Annotated in this window: 19 protein-coding genes and 5 tRNA genes; 8 read left to right on the forward strand and 16 right to left on the reverse strand. The window is 69.2% G+C overall.

The window, feature by feature from the left end:
* Positions 1–59: 59 nt before the first annotated feature.
* Complete coding sequence (locus C447_RS01045) at positions 60–1946, forward strand: DHH family phosphoesterase (protein WP_007690005.1); 1887 nt, start codon at positions 60–62, stop codon at positions 1944–1946.
* Between the two features lie 17 nt (positions 1947–1963).
* Here C447_RS01045 and C447_RS01050 read toward each other — a convergent pair whose 3' ends face one another.
* The 3 genes from C447_RS01050 to C447_RS01060 all read right to left on the reverse strand — a co-directional run bounded on the left by C447_RS01050 (position 1964) and on the right by C447_RS01060 (position 6189).
* Positions 1964–3610 (reverse strand): phospholipase D-like domain-containing protein, encoded by a 1647-nt coding sequence (locus C447_RS01050; protein WP_007690007.1) that lies wholly within the window; start codon positions 3608–3610, stop codon positions 1964–1966.
* Between the two features lie 42 nt (positions 3611–3652).
* Positions 3653–4855, reverse strand: a complete 1203-nt coding sequence (locus C447_RS01055; RefSeq protein ID WP_237713325.1) for a HEAT repeat domain-containing protein — start codon at positions 4853–4855, stop codon at positions 3653–3655.
* Between the two features lie 623 nt (positions 4856–5478).
* Entirely contained in the window at positions 5479–6189 is a 711-nt protein-coding gene (locus tag C447_RS01060) for a protein sorting system archaetidylserine synthase (protein ID WP_007690011.1), read from the reverse strand.
* A gap of 101 nt (positions 6190–6290) precedes the next feature.
* Here C447_RS01060 and C447_RS01065 point away from each other — a divergent pair, with 101 nt between their 5' ends.
* Entirely contained in the window at positions 6291–6707 is a 417-nt protein-coding gene (locus tag C447_RS01065) for a plastocyanin/azurin family copper-binding protein (RefSeq protein WP_007690013.1), read from the forward strand.
* A 21-nt stretch (positions 6708–6728) separates the two neighbouring features.
* Here the strand turns inward: C447_RS01065 and C447_RS01070 are convergent, their stop codons facing one another.
* Genes C447_RS01070 through C447_RS01085 form a run of 4 tightly spaced genes read right to left on the reverse strand, consistent with a single transcriptional unit; the run spans position 6729 to position 9205 of the window.
* On the reverse strand, positions 6729–7364 hold the full coding sequence (locus C447_RS01070) for a 30S ribosomal protein S3ae (protein WP_007690015.1): 636 nt from the start codon (positions 7362–7364) through the stop codon (positions 6729–6731).
* Positions 7361–7612 carry a KEOPS complex subunit Pcc1 gene (locus C447_RS01075; RefSeq protein WP_007690017.1) on the reverse strand — a complete coding sequence of 84 codons (252 nt, stop codon included), beginning with the start codon at positions 7610–7612 and terminating at the stop codon, positions 7361–7363. The genes C447_RS01070 and C447_RS01075 overlap by 4 nt, the downstream gene beginning before the upstream one ends.
* Positions 7609–8742 (reverse strand): hypothetical protein, encoded by a 1134-nt coding sequence (locus C447_RS01080; RefSeq protein WP_007690019.1) that lies wholly within the window; start codon positions 8740–8742, stop codon positions 7609–7611. The genes C447_RS01075 and C447_RS01080 overlap by 4 nt, the downstream gene beginning before the upstream one ends.
* 1 nt (position 8743) lies before the next feature.
* Positions 8744–9205: a 30S ribosomal protein S15 gene (locus tag C447_RS01085; RefSeq protein WP_007690021.1), complete on the reverse strand. Its 462-nt coding sequence runs from the start codon at positions 9203–9205 to the stop codon at positions 8744–8746.
* Positions 9206–9390: 185 nt separating this feature from the next.
* On the opposite strand from C447_RS01085, the gene C447_RS01090 reads away from it, so the two are divergent.
* Positions 9391–9462, forward strand: a tRNA-Ala gene (locus tag C447_RS01090).
* Positions 9463–9851: 389 nt separating this feature from the next.
* On the opposite strand, the gene C447_RS01095 is transcribed toward C447_RS01090, so the two are convergent.
* From C447_RS01095 to C447_RS01105, 3 genes are all read right to left on the reverse strand, one after another.
* Positions 9852–9925: transfer RNA gene (locus C447_RS01095), tRNA-Phe, on the reverse strand.
* 331 nt (positions 9926–10256) lie between these two features.
* Positions 10257–10880 carry a MaoC family dehydratase gene (locus tag C447_RS01100; protein WP_007690023.1) on the reverse strand — a complete coding sequence of 208 codons (624 nt, stop codon included), beginning with the start codon at positions 10878–10880 and terminating at the stop codon, positions 10257–10259.
* 70 nt (positions 10881–10950) lie between these two features.
* Positions 10951–11475, reverse strand: a complete 525-nt coding sequence (locus C447_RS01105) for an HTH domain-containing protein (RefSeq protein WP_007690025.1) — start codon at positions 11473–11475, stop codon at positions 10951–10953.
* A 186-nt stretch (positions 11476–11661) separates the two neighbouring features.
* On the opposite strand from C447_RS01105, the gene dapA reads away from it, so the two are divergent.
* The 3 genes from dapA (at position 11662) to C447_RS01120 (ending at position 14443) form a co-directional block, all read left to right on the forward strand.
* Positions 11662–12576: a 4-hydroxy-tetrahydrodipicolinate synthase gene (dapA, locus tag C447_RS01110; protein ID WP_007690026.1), complete on the forward strand. Its 915-nt coding sequence runs from the start codon at positions 11662–11664 to the stop codon at positions 12574–12576.
* Between the two features lie 314 nt (positions 12577–12890).
* On the forward strand, positions 12891–13928 hold the full coding sequence (locus tag C447_RS01115; RefSeq protein ID WP_007690027.1) for a hypothetical protein: 1038 nt from the start codon (positions 12891–12893) through the stop codon (positions 13926–13928).
* Positions 13925–14443, forward strand: coding sequence for an FxLYD domain-containing protein (locus C447_RS01120; protein ID WP_007690028.1), 519 nt, complete (start codon positions 13925–13927; stop codon positions 14441–14443). Before C447_RS01115 ends, C447_RS01120 begins: the two co-directional genes overlap by 4 nt.
* Positions 14444–14532: 89 nt before the next feature.
* Here C447_RS01120 and C447_RS01125 read toward each other — a convergent pair.
* Positions 14533–14605: transfer RNA gene (locus tag C447_RS01125), tRNA-Ile, on the reverse strand.
* A 93-nt stretch (positions 14606–14698) separates the two neighbouring features.
* Positions 14699–14771: transfer RNA gene (locus C447_RS01130), tRNA-Asn, on the reverse strand.
* An 84-nt stretch (positions 14772–14855) separates the two neighbouring features.
* On the opposite strand from C447_RS01130, the gene cca reads away from it, so the two are divergent.
* Positions 14856–16208, forward strand: coding sequence for a CCA tRNA nucleotidyltransferase (gene cca, locus C447_RS01135; RefSeq protein WP_007690029.1), 1353 nt, complete (start codon positions 14856–14858; stop codon positions 16206–16208).
* Here cca and C447_RS01140 read toward each other — a convergent pair.
* From C447_RS01140 to C447_RS01155, 4 genes are all read right to left on the reverse strand, one after another.
* Entirely contained in the window at positions 16187–17197 is a 1011-nt protein-coding gene (locus C447_RS01140) for a histone deacetylase family protein (protein ID WP_007690032.1), read from the reverse strand. The genes cca and C447_RS01140 overlap by 22 nt on opposite strands.
* Entirely contained in the window at positions 17194–17643 is a 450-nt protein-coding gene (locus C447_RS01145; RefSeq protein ID WP_007690033.1) for a histone, read from the reverse strand. Before C447_RS01145 ends, C447_RS01140 begins: the two co-directional genes overlap by 4 nt.
* A 42-nt stretch (positions 17644–17685) precedes the next feature.
* Positions 17686–19104 (reverse strand): single-stranded DNA binding protein, encoded by a 1419-nt coding sequence (locus tag C447_RS01150; protein ID WP_007690035.1) that lies wholly within the window; start codon positions 19102–19104, stop codon positions 17686–17688.
* A 120-nt stretch (positions 19105–19224) separates the two neighbouring features.
* The gene (locus C447_RS01155) at positions 19225–19908 is read right to left on the reverse strand and encodes a hypothetical protein (protein WP_007690037.1); all 684 of its coding nucleotides are present in this window, start codon (positions 19906–19908) and stop codon (positions 19225–19227) included.
* Positions 19909–19992: 84 nt separating this feature from the next.
* Here C447_RS01155 and C447_RS01160 point away from each other — a divergent pair.
* Positions 19993–20065: transfer RNA gene (locus C447_RS01160), tRNA-Arg, on the forward strand.
* The last annotated feature ends 41 nt before the right edge of the window (positions 20066–20106 follow it).

A 20106-nucleotide genomic window follows, 5' to 3' on the forward strand; every position in this document is an offset into this window, starting at 1 on the left:
AAGCGCCGAAAACCTGTTTGCCAAGCGTTAAAGTCGGCGGCGGCAAACGCCGCACAAGAATGTCTTCACCATCCGAATCTGCGGCCCCCGGTGATGCGGTCTACGACCTCGCCCCCGAGTGTACGACCGAGGACGTCGAGGTCGGGCGACGCTACGCCGCCACCGTCAACGGTGTCGTGGAGTACGGCGTCTTCGTCGACCTCTCGACCACCGTCTCCGGGCTGGTCCACGAATCGAACCTCGACGGCGAGTACGAGGTGGGCGACGAGATGACCGTCCGTCTGATCGAGGCGCGCGAGAACGGCGACCTCGGGTTCGAGAGCGCCGATGCCACTGGCGAAACGGTCCGGGTCGAGTACGAACCCGATATCACGCCGGCCAACGACCTCCGGAACCACGTGGGCGAGGAGGTCACGGTCGACGGCGAGGTCGTCCAGATCAACCAGACCGGCGGCCCGACGGTGTTCACGCTCCGCGCCCCCGCCGGCTCCGTGGCGTGTGCGGCCTTCGAGGCCGCGGGGGTCCGAGCCTACCCCGCGGTCGAGCTCGGCGACGCCGTCCGGGTCTCCGGTACCGTCGAGAAGCGCGACGGCGGGCTCCAGATCGAGGTCGAATCGCTCGACCCCCACGACGACCCCGACGACCTCCACGAGGCGGTCGAGGAGGGGCTGGCGGAGCGGGCGGCGGCCAACGACGTCGACCCGATGGTCGAGTGGCCGGCGCTCGCCGACCTCGTGTCCGACCTCGAAGGCGTCGCCACCCGCCTCCGGCGCGCGGTGCTCGAAAACCGCCCGATCCGCATCCGCCACCACGCAGACGGCGACGGGATGTGTGCGTCGATCCCCGTCGCGCTCGCGCTCTCCCGCTTCGCCGAGGAGGTCCACGACGACCCCGACGCGGGTCGCCACCTCGTGAAGCGCCTCCCGAGCAAGGCACCCTACTACGAGATGGAGGACGTGACTCGTGATCTGAACTTCGCGCTCGGCGACCGCGAGCGCCACGGCCAGAAGCTCCCGCTCGTGGTGATGCTCGACAACGGCAGCACGGAGGAGGACGTCCCGGCCTACGAGGCACTCGCCGAGTACGACATCCCCGTGCTCGTCGTCGACCATCACCACCCGGACCCCGAAGCGGTCGAGGACCTCCTCGCGGCCCACGTCAACCCCTACCTCCACGGCGAGGACTACCGGATCACGACCGGGATGCTCTGTGTCGAGCTCGCCCGGATGATCGACCCGTCGCTCACCGAGGAGCTCGCCCACGTCCCCGCGGTCGCGGGCCTCACCGACCGCTCGGAGGCCGACGCGATGAACGACTATCTCGCGCTCGCACAGGAGAAGGGCTACGACGAGAACGACCTCCAGGCTGTCGGCGACGCGCTGGATTACGCCGCCCACTGGCTGCGCTACAGCGCGGGCGAGTCGCTGCTCGCGGACGTCCTCGACGTCGGCACGGGCGGGGACTCGCCACACGGGGAGCTGGTCGAGTTCCTCGCCGAACGCGCCGAGCACGACACCGAAAAACAGCTCGACGCCGCCATGCCCCACGTCGAGGAGCGCGACCTCGACAACGGAGCCCACCTCTACCGGCTCGACGTCGAGCGCCACGCCCACCGCTTCACCTACCCCGCACCGGGCAAGACGACGGGCGCGATCCACGACGCGAAGGTCGAGGAGACCGGCGACCCCGTTATAACGGTGGGCTACGGCCCCGACTTCGCCGTCCTCCGGAGTGACGGCGTCCGGCTCGACATCCCGCGGATGGTCGAGGAGCTCGAAGACGAGGTCGACGGCGGCGTGAGCGGCGGCGGCCACCTCGTGGTCGGCTCGATCAAGTTCGTGAAGGGGATGCGCGAGGACGTCCTCGACGCGCTCGAAACCAAGATGGGCGAGGCCGAGATCGACGAGGAGCTCGGCAGCGCCACCGTGGCAGGCTTCGAGGACTGAGAGCGGACGGCCGAAGGCTACTCGAACTCGATCCGGCGCGCCACGACGAACCCGAGCACCAGCACGCCGACGACGGCGACGAGAACGCCGATCGGAAGCGGTGAGTCGAACCCGAGGTCGATCCCCGACCCGCCGTCCTCCGTCCAGTCGGCCTCGAACACCCGGCCGTAGTACTCGCCTGCTTCTTCACCTTCCAGCACCACCGCGACCTCCCGGTTCTCCCGAGCGGAGTTGTTGTTCCAGTTCATGCTGCCGACGACCGCGGTGTCGTCGTCGATCACGACGCCCTTGGCGTGGACGTCCTCGAACGTCGACTCCGGATCGGCCACTTTGGCTTCGAGCGGCAGGTCTCCCGTCTTCCCCTGCGCGTTTATCCACTCGGCCATCGCCTCGTTCTCGTCCGCCGAGTACCACGCGTTGCTGAGGAGGACCCGGACCCGCACGCCGCGCCTCGCCGCCCGGATCGCCGCTTCGAGGAACGGCTGGTGTCGGCTCCCGATGGCGGCCTGAACCACGTCGACCGATTCGGTGGCGTTGTCGATCCGGGCGACCAGCGCGCGCTCGGCGTTGTCGGGGGCGACGAGCACCTGCACCCCGTCGACGTCGACCCGTTTCGGTTCGAAGTTCGAGGGGTAGGTCCCGTTCGCCACGCCGTCGGGTTCGAAGGTGTGGTTCGCCCGGTAGGCGCGCCACGGGACGGTATCGCGCCAGCCGTCGTCGGCGCGGAAGACCGCGGCGAGCGTGTCGGCGGCCTCACCCCCGACCACCGCACCCCAGCCCCGATTCGAGTGGCCGCCGACCCCCGACGGCTTCCAGTTCTCGGTCGTGACGAGGGCGCGGTCGTCGACGACGGCGTACTTGGCGTGGTGGTAGTCGTATCGCGCCCAGTCCCCGCCGACGACGTCGACCGGGATCCCGGCCGCGACGAGTCCGTTCAGTGCCGCGGCTTGGCGTTCGCTCATCCCGCCGACCGGTGCGTCGTCGACGAGCACGCGGACCCGAACACCCCGCTGCTTCGCGCGCTTCAGCGCCCGTGCGACCCGCTCGGAGCTGAAGGTGTAGCCCGCGAGCAGGACCCGATGGTCGGCGACCTCGATGGTCTCGACCGCCACGTCCGGGTCGTCGGGGAGCACGAACGCGGTCGCGGTCGCCGCGTCGGTCCGCACCGGCGCGAACGCGGTCGCGCCGAGGGGCTCCCACTCCCAGCCGTCGGCGCTCCGATTCCAGCGTTCGGCGTCGGGGGCGTCCTCGTAGGTCGTCTCGTCGACGACGCGGTCGTCGCGAACCAGCGCCACCTCGTCGCCGGCGTTGGCGAGGCTCACCGACTCGTCGAGGGCGAGCACCGACGCGTCGGTCGCGTTGCGCGTCGCGTTCGGCTCGGCGGTAACCGCGACCCGTCCAGAGACGGTGGTGTTCGAGAGCGAGACGTTGGTCTCGCCGTCGGTCAACGTCCACGTCGAGAGGTTCGTCGAACGGGGAAAATCGAGGAGGACGTACTCGCCGGCGTCCTCGTCGGCGAGCGGGTTCGGATACACCGACTCGATGTGTGGGCCGGTCGCCGACCCGTTCGTCGTCGATGGACTGGTCCCCGGTCCAGCCGCCACCGGCCCCGCGACCAGTGCGACCGCGAGAACGGCGACGACCGGGAGAAGCCGGACGGACACGCCCGTCGGTGGTCGCCTTCCAGTATGTAAACCCTCGCCCGTTCAGGCCGGCGTTTCGGCGCTGTCCTCGTCCGTCATCGCACCCTCGGCCTTCTCGGCCTCGGTCTGGACGAGGAACGAGCGGTCGTCGGCGTGTTCGCGGGCGGCGTCGAGCGCCTCCGACGTCCCGATCTGGTTCAGCGCCCACGCCGCGCTCGCCCGGACGGGGTTGGAGTCGTCGTCGGCGAGCACGTCGGCGAGAGGGTCGATGGCGCGGGTGTCGCCGATCAGACCGAGCGCGCGTGCCGCGTTCGAGCGCACGGTGTCGTTCTCGGCGACCAGCCTATCCGCGACCGCCTGGGTCGAGTCGGTCGAGCCGATCTCGCCGATCGCCTTGATCGTGACCGTCTGGAGCGCGGGGTCGCTGTCGCCCTCGATGTAGTCGTGGAGGGTGTCAAGCGCGCGTTCGTCGCCGATCTTCCCGAGCACCTCGATCGGCGGCTTGTTTCGCTTCTGGGCGCGCTGTTCCATCGCGTCGTAGGCCTCGGGCGAACCCATTCGTTTCAGCGACTCGATACAGTGGCCCTGCATGAACTCGGAGCCGAACATCTCCAGGCCGTGGAGGATCGGCTCGGGGTCGTTCTGCTTCTCGTAGACCTTGATCGCGTTCCACTCCGGCGGGAAGTCCTTCCGGTTCTCGGGGGTGAGCACGTCGTAGAACCCCTCGGCGCCGAGCTTCTCGCGAACCGAGAGGTCGTCCCACTCCTCGGCGTCGGCGAGGTCGGCTTCGAGGTCGTCGGCCACCGCACACAGCTCGGCGACCGTCTCGGCGTCGTCGTCGGGGTCGAGGTCGCGCGCCTCGATGGTCCCGACCACGTCGTCGAGCGCCGCCGTGAGGTCCGTCATCGTCTCGCCCTCGGCGGCGAACGACTCGTCGAGCACCTCCCCGACCGAGTCGAGGAACGATTCGACTGCGGTGACGACCTCCGGCTCGCCGTCCTCGGTCCAGCGGGTGTCCTCGATGGTCGCCTTCGCGCTCTCGATCGTCTCGACCGCGTCCTCGGCGTACGGCCCGCGCTCGGCCTCGATGGCGTCGCGAATTCCCGTCACGGTGGTTTCGAGTTCGTCGCGCGGGTCCGTGGCGTCCTCGTCCTCGTCGTCCTCGTCGGGTTCGGGGAGGTCGGCGGCCTCGATGTCCGCCTCGACCTCGTCGAGGCGCGCTTCCGCCTCGTCGAGGTCGGCTTCGGTCTCGGCCTCGTCGACCATCCCCTCGACCTCGTCGAGCCGCGAGTCCAGCGATTCGGGTGTCGTGTCCGGGAGGGATTCGGACTCGTCGTCCGTGTCGCCGTCCCCGTCGTCGGGTTCGGCCTCCGCCTCCTCGCCGTCCTCCGTCTCCTGATCCTCCTCCGTTTCCTCGCCGTCCTCCGCGTCCGCTTTTTCCTCTTCCGTCTCTGCCTCTTCCTCCGTGTCTGTGTCTTCGTCCGTATCCACCTCGTCTTCTGCCTCTCCCTCGTCCTCCACATCCGCTTCCGAATCCGCTTCGTCTTCCGTCTCCTCATCGTCGTCTTCGGCCGCTTCGTCCTCCGGATCGGCCTCGTCCGCCGCGTCCGTTCCGTCCTCCGCGTCCACATCGTCGTTGCTGTCCGCATCGTTTTCGTCGGCATCGTCGCCGTCGTCGGGCTCCGCGTCCTCGGACGGCTTCTCTTCCGCCGTTTCGTCCGCGTCGCTCTCCTCGGCGTCCACGGTCTCCTCGGTCGCTTCGTCCGCCGTTTCGGCCGACGTCTCCTCGTCGACCGGCTCGCCGTCGGGGCCCTCGGCGGGCGCGTCGGCGTCGTCGTCGGCCGGAGGCTCGTCACCGTCGCTCATGAATCCGATTTCGGGTGAATCGCCTAAGTGCGTTTCCCTTCCACGAGCAAGGGATAGTATCGCGGCCCGAGCACGAGGTACGCGAGCGCGAACCCACAGAGTAGCCGCGGGAACACCCGGAAGAAGAGGGCCGGAACGAGGATCGCGCCCGCCTGGACGACCCCCATCACGAGCGCGTCGCGCACCCGGAGGTCCGGATAGCCCACCGGAGCGACCATCAACGCGACGAACGCCGACAGTCCGAGGAGCACGACGACGGGGCTTCGGATCCCGGCGAGGAACGCCGCCGCGAGCACCGTCGCCGCGAGGGTTGTCGGGACCCCCTCGGTGGTTCCACGGTCGATGTCGTAGGCGGTGTAGAGCCCCAGTCGGACCACCCCGACGACGACGAACGCAGCGGGAACGGCGAGCGCGAGCGCGAGCGCCGGTGTCGGGGCGACGAAGGAGAGCTCCCACTCCGCGCGCACCACGCCGAAGACGAGCAGCGCGGGCGCGACGGTGAAGGAGGCGACGTCGGCGAGCGAGTCGAGGAACTCCCCGAGCGGGGTGCCGCCGGTGTGTGCCGCGAGCACGCCGTCGAGCCCGTCGGCGACCGCCGCCAGGAGGATCAACCGAGCGGCGATCGCGGGGGCGAACGGGGCGGCGGCCGCCGCGAGGAAGCCGAGCCCGGCGTTCGTCGCCGTCACCGCGTCGGCGAGACCGAGCCGAGCGACGAACCGGGGACGGGGCGGCATATGCCGGGGTTGCCGGCGGGCGATTTAGGTGTTCATACTCGTCGGCAGGAACCGCGACGCGTACCGCGGCGGCTATACCGCTCCGGACGGTAGCCTGAACTATGGACCGTCGTGCGTTTCTGGCTGCGAGCACGGGCGTCGCCGTCGGCCTCGCGGGCTGTCTCGGGGCCGCGGAGGGGGAGTCCGACTACGACATCGGGATGTCCGCGAGCGCGTTCCTCCCGGAGGACGACTTCGAGCCCCGTGTCGGCGAACCCGTGGTCTGGCGCAACACCGGAATGCGGGCGCACACCGTGACCGCCTACGGGTCGGGGATCCCGGACGACGCCGCCTTCTTCGCCTCCGGCGGGTTCGAGACCACGGCCGAAGCCCGCCGGGCCTGGAACCGGAACGGCGGCGGCGCTATCAACGGCGGCGAGACCTACGAACACACCTTCGAGGTGCCGGGGACGTACAACTACTTCTGCATCCCACACGAGCCGGGCGGGATGGTCGGTTCGTTCGAGGTCGTCGAGTAGAACGCGGTTCGAAGGGCCGGTTCAGACCTCGACGTCGGATTCGTCGACGTCGACCGCGGTCTCCTCCTCTTCGGCGATCTCCTCGGGGTGGGCATCGAGGGCGAGCTTCGCGACCTCGACCCGGCGGAGCGGGTAGATGGTGCGCGCCTCGCCGTAGATCGCGCTCGACAGCCGACCCTGGGTCACGCTGTCGACGAGCTCCTGGAAGCTCCGGTCGTGCGCGGCCTCGCGGACGAGTTCGACCATCCGCTTGCGGATGGCCTTCTCCTGGCTGTCGTTTGCCTTCTGGGTTGTGAACGCGACGGGCTGGATGCGAACCCGGTAGTTGTCGTTGGTTCGCACCGTGAGGTAGGCGTCGACCTTCGAGGCCCCGCGCCGCACGAGGCTGTTGAGGTAGTCGCGGGTGAGTTCGTGCTTTTCGAACTCGGTGTAGGCCGTGTCGCTCCCGACGTCGTTGATCCGGAAGGTGAGTTTGACGTTGTTGGCCCCGGCGTCGTCCGTGAGGTCGCCGAGGGTGGCTTCGATGGTGCGTTCGAGCACCGCGTTCGGTTCGTTCGCGGGGGTCGTCCCGAGTTCGGCCCGGTCGAATGACTCGGGCGCGAGCACGGTGTACCACCGCTTCTGTCGCTGCTGTCGTGAAACTGATCGTTCGCTCATGAGTGTGTCTGGTTCGTGTCGTCGTTCGTACCGTCCTGTGCCGCCGTCGCGATCCGCTCGGCAACCGAGAGGTTCACCGCGTAGTCGTCGAGCGTCGCGCGAAGCCCGCCGACCGTCTCGCGTTCGAGGGTCGTCTCCACCACGCATCCGTCGACCGTGGTGTCCATCTCCGGGGTGTTGTCCGGGACGAGCGCCGCCGCGACGGTCTCGGGGGCCGCCGAGCGCGTCCGGACACGGGCGCGCTTCACGCGACCGCCTCCCGGAACGCGGTGACGAACCCGTCCGCGTCCGAAAACCGCGCCCAGCCGCGACGGTCGTCGCCCGCCCCGTCGCCGCCAGCCGCGGTGGCTGCCTCGGCCATCCGCTCGCCGAGGTCCGCGTCGTCGTGGGCCGCTCCCGCCGCGCGTCCGTCGCCGACGACCACCGCGATCGACTCCGGCGACCGGAAGTCACACAGGAGTCGGGCGGCGGTCGGGAGCGACGCGCCCGCGTCGGCGCGGGCGACGAAGACGTTGCGGTGGCGCTCGGTCGTCGCGGTCCGAACCGCGCTATGGGCGCGTTCGGCGTGCGTCCGCCAGGCCTCGAGCGCCGCCTCGCGGACGTCGTGGCCGAGCGCGAGCGCGAGCCCGATACCGGGTCGTTCGTGGGCGGCCGCACAGAGGACGTCCGCGAGCCCGCCCACCGTCTCGAACCGTCCGCTCACCGTGGTTTCCTCCCGGCCGCGCTCGGTGACCGCGTAGGGATTGAGCGCACAACCGAGGGCCGATGCACCGCGCGGCGTCGCGTCCGTACACGCCGACAGCGCGAGCATCGATGCCGTCCGTCGGCCGTCGTCGCCGCAGCCGGCGAGCGCCGTCGCCGTGGCGTCGGGGTCGCCGGAGAAGTCGGTGTGGACGAGCGTGGTGTGTGCGAGCCCGTCGTCGAGGTCGGCCACCGGAACCGCGACGCCGGGTCGTCGTTCGACCAGGTCGCGCTCGGTGGCCGTCTCGAAGGCGTCGCTCCCGTCGAGGTCGCCCGTCTCGTCGCCGACCACGAACCGTCCCGCGAGCGCGAGCAGCGGGTCGGGGTCGGCGTCGAGCGCGCGTGCCGCCGCGAAGGCGGTCTCGCTCGCCGGTCGCTCGGTCGCGTCGAGCGAGCAGTCTGCGGGCCCGTCGATACCGATCCGGACCGTCGTCGTGTCGTCGGCCGTCTCCACACCGGGGCGCTCGGCGTGGACGCTCGCCTGAAACGGCACGCCACGCTGGGCGAGCGCGTTCGCGAGCAGTCCGGCGGCCGCGAGCGCGTCCGCGTCGGCGGCCACGAGGAGTCGGGCGAACCCGGCCTCGCGGAGCGTCGACGCGATGTCCTCGGCCCCGGTGGAACGACCGGCGACGGCCATCTCAGACGATGTCCCGTGCGTTCTGGTAGGTGTACTTGAAGTTCTCGTCGAGCGCGTCGCCGCGGTAGTAGTCGACGAGCCGGCGGACCTTCGCCTCCGTGTTCTGGAGGGCGCGTTTGTTCTGGGCGTCGTTCGGGTTCGCGGCCATGTGCTCGCGAAGCCGGACGGCCCGCTCCATCAGGTTCCGGAGGTCCTCCGGAAGCGTCGGTTCGGCGTCGTTGTCGGCGAGGATCTCGGTGATCTTCTTCTCGGTCACGAGTTGGACGTTCGGGACCGCGGTGCCCTGGACGCCCTCGTCGCGGAGCTTGAGCCCGATCTCGCTCGGGCTGTGGCCCTGCTCTGCCAGTTCGACGACGCGGCTCTCGACCGCGTCCGCGTCGACGTCGCTCCACTCCGGTGGTTCGTCTGCCACGGGCTTGTCGGAATCCGACGAGCCGCGGCGTCGTGTATGCATCCGTGCCATTGTTGAGGATAGGAATCACACGAATCGCTATCGAACACTACCACGATCTCGGAGTCCACCGCCGGACGAGTCGGATTCGTGGCCGTGCTGTTCCCATCGACGGGAACCGTGCGCGGGGTTAAACCGTTTCGACTTCGAGAGGGGTTCGATGGGTTTAACCGACGGACCGAACAAGTCGGGAATGCGGGCTCATAGATCAGTGGTAGATCGTTCCCTTGGCAGGGGAAAGGCCCCGGGTTCAAATCCCGGTGAGTCCATCGGAGCGAGTCCTACGAGCGAGAATGGGTGAGCCGAGCGTTCGCTTCGCGAACGCGTGGATTCGAGCACGCGAGTCGCAGCGCGCGAAGCGCGACCGTCTCGCCCAGTTCAAATCCCGGTGAGTCCAGTTCTGAACGACGTGAAGAACTGGCGAGCCGAGCGTTCGAACGACGATCGACGGAGAGCGTGGACTTCTCGTAATACGATCCGTCGAGCGACGGGCGGGTCGACTCCGTCTCCCGACGACGTCTATCACCGTCGATTTGCGGCGGCCGCGGGGTCACGCTCTCGTTGCTACGGAGTGTGAAAATACACAGATCGGTCGTAGAACTCGGAATCCGTCCGGGTCTTCCCCTCGACCGTTCGCGTTGCTCACGGTCTCGAAGCATGCCGCCTCCCGGATTTGAACCGGGGACAGCTCGATCTTCAGTCGAGTGCTCTCCCAGTCTGAGCTAAGGCGGCCCGCTCGGACCGAGGCCGACCGACGGAAAAAGGATTTCGAAAGCCCGCGCGTCGAATTCGTCTCATCCCCGTCGGGGTGTGCCGCCGACGGAGGCGGGAACCGACGGATCTGGCTGGCTCGCGCAGGTTTTTCCGCCTCGGAGCCGAAAACGAGCCATGACGACCGAGCAGTTCCTCGCGGTGCTCGCGGCGGTCGCCCTCCTGATTTTCACCCTGACGTTCGTCGTCATCGCCCTCGCGAGCTAACGCACCCACCGGGTATCGGTTCGCGGACGGGACCACGACCGCCGTTCGACCCAGCGACAGCGGGGGACGGGCCGGTGATCCGAAGCTACTGACGGGCGGTTGTCGGGAGGTCGTCTATCAGGACCACGGCTTCGCCGGCGATTATCACCTCGCCGTCCTCGTTGTGGAGCGTCGTCTCGACCCGGTAGCGGTCGCCCCCGAGGGACTCGGTGACCTCGCAGTTCCCGGTGACGGTCTCGCCGATCCGAACCGGGTGGCGGAACTCGAGCTCCTGTGAGAGGTAGATCGTCAACCCGGGCAGGCGCGCCAGCGCGGCGCTGATGAGTCCCGACAGCAGCGTTCCGTGGGCGATCCGTCCCTCGAAGCGGGTGTCCTCGGCGAACCCCTCGTCGAGGTGGAGTCGGTTCGTGTCACCGCTGATCCGGGCGAACGCCCGGACCTCCTCGTCCGTGATCCGCTTCGTGAACCGAACCCAGTCGCCGACCGCGAGGTCGGCGGCCGAGTCGACCGACCGCTCGACCACCCAGTCGGGTTCCCGGTAGGCCACCTCGGGGACCGCCGGGTCGAGCCGCGGCGTGGTCGCCGTGCTCCGCTCGAACGCGCCGATGGCCGCACGGTTGGCTTCGAGCGTGGAGGTGAACAGGTCGGACCAGAGGCGAAACCACGCGTCGCTGACGGCGGGGAAGTCGGTACCCGAAGCGGAGCCCATGATACACGGGATAGGGCCGGCGAGGAGATAGCCCTTGCCACGAATCCGTGTCCAGCGGCGTCGTGACGGCTCAGACCGGATCTTCGTCGGAGTCCCAGTCGTGGACCGTCGGTCCGTCCTCGTCGGCGAGTTCGTCGAGGCAGTCGTGGATCGTGTGCGTCAGCGCGTCGTTCGACCACGGGGCGACACACCGGAGCTCGCCGTTCTCGCGGGTGGCGAGACACATGAGCGGGAACGCGATCACCCCCTGGCAGTCGTCGCCGGCGATCGAGGTACACTCGCGTTCCTCGAACGCCGACGGGAACCGGAGGTCGTTCGCCGACGCCCAGTCGGTGAACTCCTCGACCGTTTCGAGGATGGTCCGACCGGGTTCGGTCCCGGCGAACGCCGACCCCGGGGCGATACCCCCGCCCCAGATGGTGACGGTCGAGGCGGCGATACGTCCCGCCCGCTGGAGTGCCTCGATCCGGTCGACCACCCCCTCTTGCTCCGGCCGAGCGCCCGCCGGTGCCAACGAACGGACGAACAGTTCGAGGGTGTAGTCCCGTCGGTGTTCGTCGGTCGTTGCCTCGGCCGGTGTTCGTGTAACTGCCATCGTGTGTCACCTCGTGTCCTCGCTCGATACATCCCTCCGTAGGCGGCTGACGGGATTGTAGTTATCGGCCGTTCGCCGTGTCGGTGAACGGACACCGAGGAGGCGAAAGGATGACCGAGGTCAGCGGACGGCGGAGATATCGTCAGGGCGGTATCGTTATGCGGGTCGCCCCGCGCGTTTCGAACGATGACCACGACCGCTCCCGACCGGTTCGGCGGCGCGCTGTGTCCGACGATCACCCCGTTTGCGGACGACGAGGTGAGTACCGCCGGTCTCGAAACCCTCATCGAGCACGTGATCGAGGGCGGCATCGAGGGGCTGGTTCCGTGCGGGACGACCGGCGAGTTCGCCAGCCTCTCGACGACGGAGTACCGAACCGTGATCGAAACCACGGTCGACGTCGCCGACGGACGGGTTCCCGTGATGGCGGGGACGGCGGGGACGAGCGTCGCCGGGACGGTCGAGAACATCGCGTTCGCCGCGGAGGCGGGGGCGGACGCGGCGCTGATCACGCTGCCGTACTTCCACACCGCGAACGACGAGGCGGGCAACGAGGCCTTCATCACCGCCGTCGCCGACGAAGCCGCCCTCCCCTGTTACCTCTACAACATCCCGTCGTGTACGGGCGCGCCGATCGCCCCCGAGACCGTCTCGACGGTCGCGGGCCACGACTCGGTCGTCGGTCTGAAGGACTCCGGCGGTGACTTCACCTACTTCCAGGATATCGTCGAGCGCACACCGGCGGACTTTCAGGTCTATCCGGGCTCCGACAGCCTCCTCGCGTGGGGCCTGCTCGGGGGCGCTGCCGGCGGGGTCTGTGCGCTCTCGAACGTCGTCCCCGAGGCGTTCGCGGAGCTCGTCGCCGCCGTCGAACGTGGCGACATCGAGACGGCGACCGACCTCCAGGCGGGGATCACCGCGTTGTTTCAAGCCTGCGTCGCCCACGGGTTCGCCCCGACGGCCAAGGCCGGCCTCGCCGTTCGGGGGGTGCTCCCCGAGGCGACCGTCCGACCGCCGCTCGTCGAACTCGACGGGGACGCGCGCGACGCCGTCGAGACCGCGATCGACGACGTTCTCACAGCCGTCGAAGCGAGCGCCTGAGCGACGTCGAACCTCCCGCGGCCACGACTTTACCTCGAATGCAGCGTCGATCGGCCCTGTGCGACCGAACCCGAACCCGTGGGGGTGGTGTCGGAACACGGTCAATTTCGGAGTCTTTCGGCGCGAGTCGATCGTGAACCGGACGGGACGACTCGTTGGTCCAGCCGAGCCCGTAACTGCAAGCAGTCCCCTTTCCCCCCTAGGGGGCGGAGGAGACGAGACGATGACCGGTATGACACTCGATACGCACGCGCTCACGGTCGACGACGAGGCCGTGGGCCGAAGCCGACCGGGAAGGGAGCGACGTCGTCGGCATGAGTGATACCGGACCCGCGACCACCATGCGCGAGCGAACCGGCGACAGTCGCGTTCGCCTCTGGGTGTTGCTCACTGCGAACCGAGCCCTCGTCGCGGGGTTGTTGACGCTCGGTCTCTTCGTCGTGCTGGTCGCCGTCGGCGTCGTCAACGTCTACCCGCTACGGACGACGGTCCGCAACGGGACGCACATCGAGCGCCTCTTCCAGGCGTTCATCATGTCGATCATCACCGGGATCACGCTCGTCGTCACGCTCAATCAGCTCGTGCTCTCGCGCGAGCTGGGACCGCTCGGCGAGAAACGCGACGAGATGGCCGACGCCACGGAGTTCCGCCAGCACATCGAGGAGCTCACCGGGTCGGTCGCCCCGCCCGAACCCGCTTCGTTCATGCGGACGTTCATGCAGCTGAGCACGGACCGGGCGGACGGCCTCAAGGAGGCGGTGGCGGACGACGCCGATGCGGAACTCCGCGACAGCGTGAACGCGCTCGGCGATCGAATACGAACGCAGGCGGACGACATCGGGGGGCAGCTCTCCGAGGCGGAGTTCGGCGAGTTCGAGGTCATTCCGGCGATCCTGAACTACGACTACTCCTGGAAGATATACACCGCACGGCGGCTCCGATCCGAGCACAGCGAGTCGCTCTCCGAGGACGAACGAACCGCGTTCGACGAGCTGATCCAGGCGCTGAGCCTCTTCGCGCCCGCTCGCGAGCACTTCAAGACGCTGTATTTCCGACGGGAGCTGGTCGATTTCTCCCGGAAGATGCTCTACGCCGGCGTCCCGGCGCTCGCGATATCGATCCTCGGGCTCGTCTACCTCGATCCCAACTCGTTCGTGGGGTCGACCCTGGGGATGGCGAACCTCGTCTTCGCCATCAGCGCGGCGGTGGCCATCGCGTCGATGCCGTTCTTCGTGCTCGTGTCGTACATCCTCCGTCTCGGGACGATCGCCCAGCGAACGCTCGCGGTCGGCCCGTTCATCCTCCGGGACTCACAGCGCTCCGACGACATCGGGACAGGGGAAGACCAGTGACCCACCCACCCGAGAGCGGGTCCCGTCGATTCAGCCGACGACGGGTCCTCGCCCTCCTCGGCGCGGGCGGGTCGGTCGGGCTCGCCGGGTGCGGGACCGGGAGCGGGGACGTGCGATACGGCGACGAGCGGAGCGTCGACCTCCCGACGACCGTCGACACGAACGCGTCGAACGCGAGCGCGGCGAGCGCCGCGGCAGCGAGTGCCCAACTCGAGGGCGACGCCTACGCCGTGCAGCTCGACGCGCTGGCCCTCCGGGACCACGGGATGGTCGTCCGCGACGACTACCGGGGTGCGGTGGTCCAAGGGAGCATCGAGAACACGGGCCACCAGCGGATCGAGCTGGTCGAAGTCCGGGCGCGGGTCTACAACAGCGATGGCGAGCAACTGGGCCGGTACCTCGACAGTACCGACGACCTCGCCGCGGGTTCGACGTGGAGCTTCGAGATCGTCGTCCTCGAGGACCCGGCGGACATCGCTTCGTACGACGTGGCCGTACTCGGCTCGTTGGCATGAGCTAACGGTGCTGTCGAACTCGGCAGGATACGGACGAAATCGCAAGAAGTGAAGGCTGCTGTCGGCTGGAAATCGACTGAGATTTCGGATGGGCCCTGTCGGATTCGAACCAACGACCACTCGGTTATGAGCCGAGCGCTCTCACCACTGAGCTAAGGGCCCGTTCACGAACCACTCGTCAGTGAATCCATAAAATCGCTTCTGTTGTGGCGCGTCGCGCCACGCTCCGCTCGCCGTCGTGTTCGCCGCAGAAAGCGCCGCCGCCAGGGCTCGAACCTGGGACAACCTGGGTAACAACCAGGTGCTCTACCAGCTGAGCTACGGCGGCCCTGTTTGTGGGAAGCGGGAGTTCGTTCATAGCCGTTTCGCTTTCGACCGACACGTTTTCGCCCGCGGGTTGGGTAGCCCGGCCATGAGCGACGCCCTCGACGCCGTGCTCGCGCGGGTTCGCGACCGCGTCACGCCCGACGACGACGAGCGCGCGCGCCTCGACGGGGCCGTCGCCCGGCTCACCGAACGCACCGCCGCGGCGCTCGACGCCCTCCCCGTCGCGGCCGACCCCCTCCACGTCGGTTCCACGGCCCGGGGGACCTGGCTCCCCGGCGACCGCGATATCGACCTGTTCGTTCGGTTCCCGCCCGATCTCCCACGAACGGACCTCGAACGCTACGGGCTCGCGGTGGGTCACGACGTCCTTCCCGACGCCCACGAGGAGTACGCCGAGCACCCCTACGTCGTCGGCGAGTTCGACGGGTTCGCGGTCGACCTCGTGCCCTGCTATCGCGTCGAGCGCGCGAGCGATATCCGGTCCGCGGTCGACCGCACGCCGTTTCACACCCGCTACCTCGAAACACGTCTCGACGACGCGCTCGCCGGCGAGGTCAGGCTCGCGAAGCGTTTCCTCGACGCCATCGGCGTCTACGGCAGCGACCTCCGCACGCGGGGGTTCTCGGGCTACCTCACGGAACTCCTCGTCGTCGAACACGGCGACTTCCGCTCGCTCGTGACCGCCGCAGCCGACTGGCACCCACCCCTCGAATTCGACCCCGAGGACCACGGCATCCGCTCGTTTGCCGACCCGCTGACGATGGTCGACCCCACTGACCCCGGGCGCAACGTCGCGGCGGTGCTCTCGACCACGAACCTCGCGCGCTTCCAGCACTACGCCCGCGACCTCCTCGCCGACCCGCGCGAGGCGCTCTTTACAGCCGGAAGTCGGGTTCCGCTCTCGACCGACGGCGTGCAGCGAGCGGTCGAGCGCCGCGGAACCACCCCGCTCGCGGTGCGGTTCGACGCACCCGACATCGTCGACGACCAGCTCTACCCCCAGCTCGAAAAGTCGGTATCGGGCATCGTGACCGCACTGGAAGGACGGGGATTCGACGTGCTCCGGAAGGTCGCCCTCGCCGACGACACGGCGGTGCTGTTCGTCGAACTCGCCGTCGCCCGCCGACCCGCGATCGAGCGCCACGAGGGCCCGCCGGTGGCCGCACGCGAGCACGCCGCGCGGTTCTACGAGACCTACGCCGACCGGGACTGCGACGGCCCGTTCGTCGACGGCGAGCGGTACGTCGTCGAGCGCGAGCGCGAGTATCGCACCGCCCGCGCGTTCCTCGACGCCGGGGCGTTCGAGGACGTCGCGCTCGGGGCGGACATCGAGACCGCGCTGGCCGAGGGCTACGAGGTTCTAGCGGGTGACGAGGTCGGCGTGCTCGCCGACGAGTTCGGGCGGGAGCTCGCGGCCTACTTCTCGCCGAGGCCGTGAGCCGCGCGGGCGTCGTCGATCACGCTCTGGGCGTCGTCGTCGACATCGTCGTCGGGCTCGACCGGCTCGTAGCCGTCGAAGACCTCGTTGGTCATCTCGACGCCGTCGGCGATGGTTTCGAGGCCGTAGCCGCCTTCGAGCACGAACCCGAGCGCCGCGTCGAGGCGGTCGGCGAGCGAGCGGGCGCGCGCCGCGAGGACGCCGTAGCCCTCCGTCGAGACCGACATCCGCGATATCGGGTCGTTCACGTGGGCGTCGAAGCCCGCGCTGATCAGGAGGAGGTCGGGGTCGAAGCCCGCGAGCACCGGCGCGAACGCGGTTTCGAGCGCTTCGACGTAGGCCGCGTCGCCGCTGCCCGCCCGGAAGGGGATGTTGACCGTCGTCCCCGTTCCCTCGCCGGCCCCGGTCTCGTCGACGGTGCCGGTGCCGGGATAGAGCCCGTGTTCGTGGATCGAACAGTAACAGACGTCGCCGCGGTCGTAGAAGATGTCCTGGGTGCCGTTGCCGTGGTGGACGTCCCAGTCGATCACCGCGACCCGGTCGAGCCCGTCGTCGAGGGTGGCCTGGGCGGCGACCGCGGCGTTGTTGAAAAAGCAAAACCCCATCGCGTCGTCGGCGACGGCGTGGTGGCCCGGCGGGCGGCCGAGCGAGAACGGCGTGTCGCGTCCCGTCGCGCCTGCCACGGCCTCCTCGGCGGCCCACACCGCGAGGCCAGCGCTCTTGCACGCCGCCTCCCAGGTCGCCTCGACCGCGACGGTGTCGGGGTCCCACTGGCCGCCGCCCGAGTCACAGAACTCCCGGAACTCCGTGACGTAGTCGTCGTCGTGGACTCGCCGGGCGGCCTCGGCGGTGATCGGGTCGGCGTCGACGTACTCGACGCCGTGGCGGTGCGCGAGGCCGCGTCGGATCGCCCGGAGCCGGTCGGGGCTCTCGGGGTGGCGCGGGCCGGGGTCGTGTCGGAGGCAGTCGCTGGAGTAGCCGAATCTCATCCGGTGTGGTGGGAGGTGTAGTACGGTTCGAGTTCGAAGTAGGTCTCGACATCGGCGAGCGTGATGGTGCGCCGGCCGGCGTGGTGTGCGAGCACCGCCGCCGCGGCCGCGACCCGCTCGGCGTACCGTTCGAGGAGCGCCGCGAGGACGACCCGGGCGTCCATCGAGACGCGATAGCGGTCGTCGATCTCGAGACGGGCGATGCGGTCGACCGGCGCGACCGGGAGTTCGGGGTCGTCGTCGGGCGGTTCGGCGTCGAAGTCGTCGGTTCGTAGCGTCTTGCGCCCGTCGTCGGTCGCCCGGTCGGCGGCCTCGCGGGCGAGCCCCGCGCCGTGGCGCTGGATCCGGCGGGCGAGGGCTTCGGTGGCCTCGCTGCTGACCCGAAGCGAGCCCGCCCGTCGCCGGATCACGGCATCGACGGGCGCGAACGGAAGCTCGACGCTCATAGCAGTACGGGCGACTGTTTCACTCATAAGCGTTCCGTGACGCTATACGATGTCGTCGGCGTCGAGCCGACCGTCCGTGGCGGGCCCACGGGCGGTGACCTCCTCGCCGAGGTGGACGTCGACGCTGGTCTCGACCCGCATCGTTTCGGTTCCGTTGTCGAGCACCACGGGGTCGCCAGCCTGGACGACGGTCCCCGTGAACTCGATCGGTTCGCCCGGTTCGGCGTCGTCGTCGGGCTGCTCGTCGGTGGCCGCCGGTTCGTCCGCTTCGGACGAGGGGTCCCCATCCCCCGAGAACGCGTCGAGACCCGTGCTCCCCGACTCCTCCGCCGCGTCGGCCTCGGTCGTGCGGGTCGTCGACTCCGAACCGAGCGCGATGATGCTCGCCTGCCAGCCCGCCGAGGCTTCGAGGTCGTCCTGCCAGCCGTCCTGGATCTCGACGTCGGTGAACTGGACCTCGTCGCCGGGGCCCAGGTCCCGGTCGGCCTTCTCGCCCCAGAGCGCGACCCGGATGTCGCCGGAGTCGTCCTGTATCCGGAGGTTTCGGACCTGGCCCTCGGAGCCGTCGTCCCGGTCGAAGGTCCGTTTCGGGTCCGCCGAGCGAACCACGCCGCCGATGTCGGCGGTGGTGTCGATCTCCAATGCCGCGATCGGGGTCGTCTCGGCGACGTACTCGACGTCGGCCTCGACCTCGTCGAGTGTGCTCCGGTCGTTCAAGTGGAGTTCGAGGTCGCCGTTTCGCTCCCTGACGTAGCCGTCGACGAGTTCCACGGTGGTGCCGGGCGAGAGCTCCTCGACTAGTTCGGTTTGGTCGTCCCAGAGCGTAACCCGGACGCGCCCGGTCTCGTCGCCGAGGGTGAGGTTCGAGACCCGGCCCTCCGAGCCGTCGTCCCGGTCGAACGTGCGAACGGAGTCGGTGTCGAGCACGATGCCGGTGAGCGAGACGTCCGACTGGCCGAGCGAGAGCCCGCCGATCGAGTCGGCCTCGTCGAGGTCGACGTCGATATCGATGTCGGCGGGTTGGGCGTCCGACGCGCTGACCTCGAGCCCGTTGTAGCCCTCGCGGGGCTGGCCCGCGATCTTGAGGACGTCGCCGGCTTCGAGCTCCTCGACGGCGGCCTCGGCGCGGTCGTCCCAGAACGCCACCCGGATGTGGCCCGTCTCGTCGGCGACGTCGAGGTTGACCACCCGGCCCTCCTGGTCCTCGTCGTCGCGCTCGAACGTGCGGAGGTCGCCGATCCGGAGGACCTTCGCCGCGAAGGCCGCCTCCTCCATGCCGGGTTCGATGTCGGCGACGCCCTCGACCTCGTCGTCCGAGAGTTCGTGGGCGATCAACATCGCGGCGGTCTCCTCGTCGGCGAGGCCCCCCATCTCCTCGACCTTCCGCTCGACGGCCTCCCGAAACTCGGGTTCGGGCACGTCGGCATCGAGATCCGCGTAGATATCCTCTATCGCACCCATTGCCGAATCCAGAGCCGGTGTGCGCTTAAGCGTTGTCGTCACCGCCGATACCGCCTCAGTCCGTCGGTTTCGCGACGCCGACGAACCCCCGTTCGGGACGGGTTTCGGGGCCCGAGCGGATCAGTCGGTCCGGTCGGCCGTCACGACGGTCCGTCGGTCGCCCGCGCCGCCGTGGACCACCCTCACCGAGTCGGTCGGGTCGTCGGGGGTGACGACGAAGCGGTACTCGACGGGCGTGAGCGCCTGGGTGCACAGCATATCGGTGCCGGCGTCGCGCTCGGTGCCCACCGAGACCACGAGGGTCCCGCCATCCGACTGAGCCGAGTCGAGCACTGCCCGCCGGCAGCCGTCCTGGGCGACGATCGTCCCAGTGACGACGACCCGCGACCCGCCCTCCTCGAAGGCGACGGTCGCCCCGTCCCCCGACTGGGTCGATTGCAGGTCGGGAAGCGGTACCGCCGTCCCGCTTCCGTCCGTTGTCGCGGTCGCTGGCCCGCCGGTGGTCGCGGATGGGGTGGTCGCGGGTGCGGTCGTCGTCTGCGTGGATAGCTCGTCGTCGGTCGGGATGGACCGGCTGGTCTCTGTCGATTCAGGAGTCGACGTTTCGCTCCCGTCCGTCGTCCCGCCGGTCGTGGTCCGGTCACTCGTTCCGCCTGATCCGTCGGTCCCGCCCGGTCCGTCGGTTCCGGTCGAGCCGGCCGTCGCTTCGGAGCCGTTCGCGCCCGCCCCGTCGTCGCCGCTACAGCCGCCGAGGAGGCCGGCAAAGGCGACACCCGCACTCGCGAGCACGCGTCGACGGTTCATGCCCTCGGGTTGGGTGGTGGGGGCATGGCTCTTGTGGCGGGTGGATCGTAACGGGTTTAACCGGAACTCCTGTAGTGAGGGTGAGTCCTGGTTGGGTAGTGGACTATCCTACTGGCCTGCGGAGCCGGTGACCGGAGTTCAAATCTCCGCCAGGACGTTCACTCACTTCGTTCGTTCACGACCTGGCGTGCCCTGCGC

This window comes from Halococcus hamelinensis 100A6, assembly GCF_000336675.1.
Lineage (GTDB): Archaea > Halobacteriota > Halobacteria > Halobacteriales > Halococcaceae > Halococcus > Halococcus hamelinensis.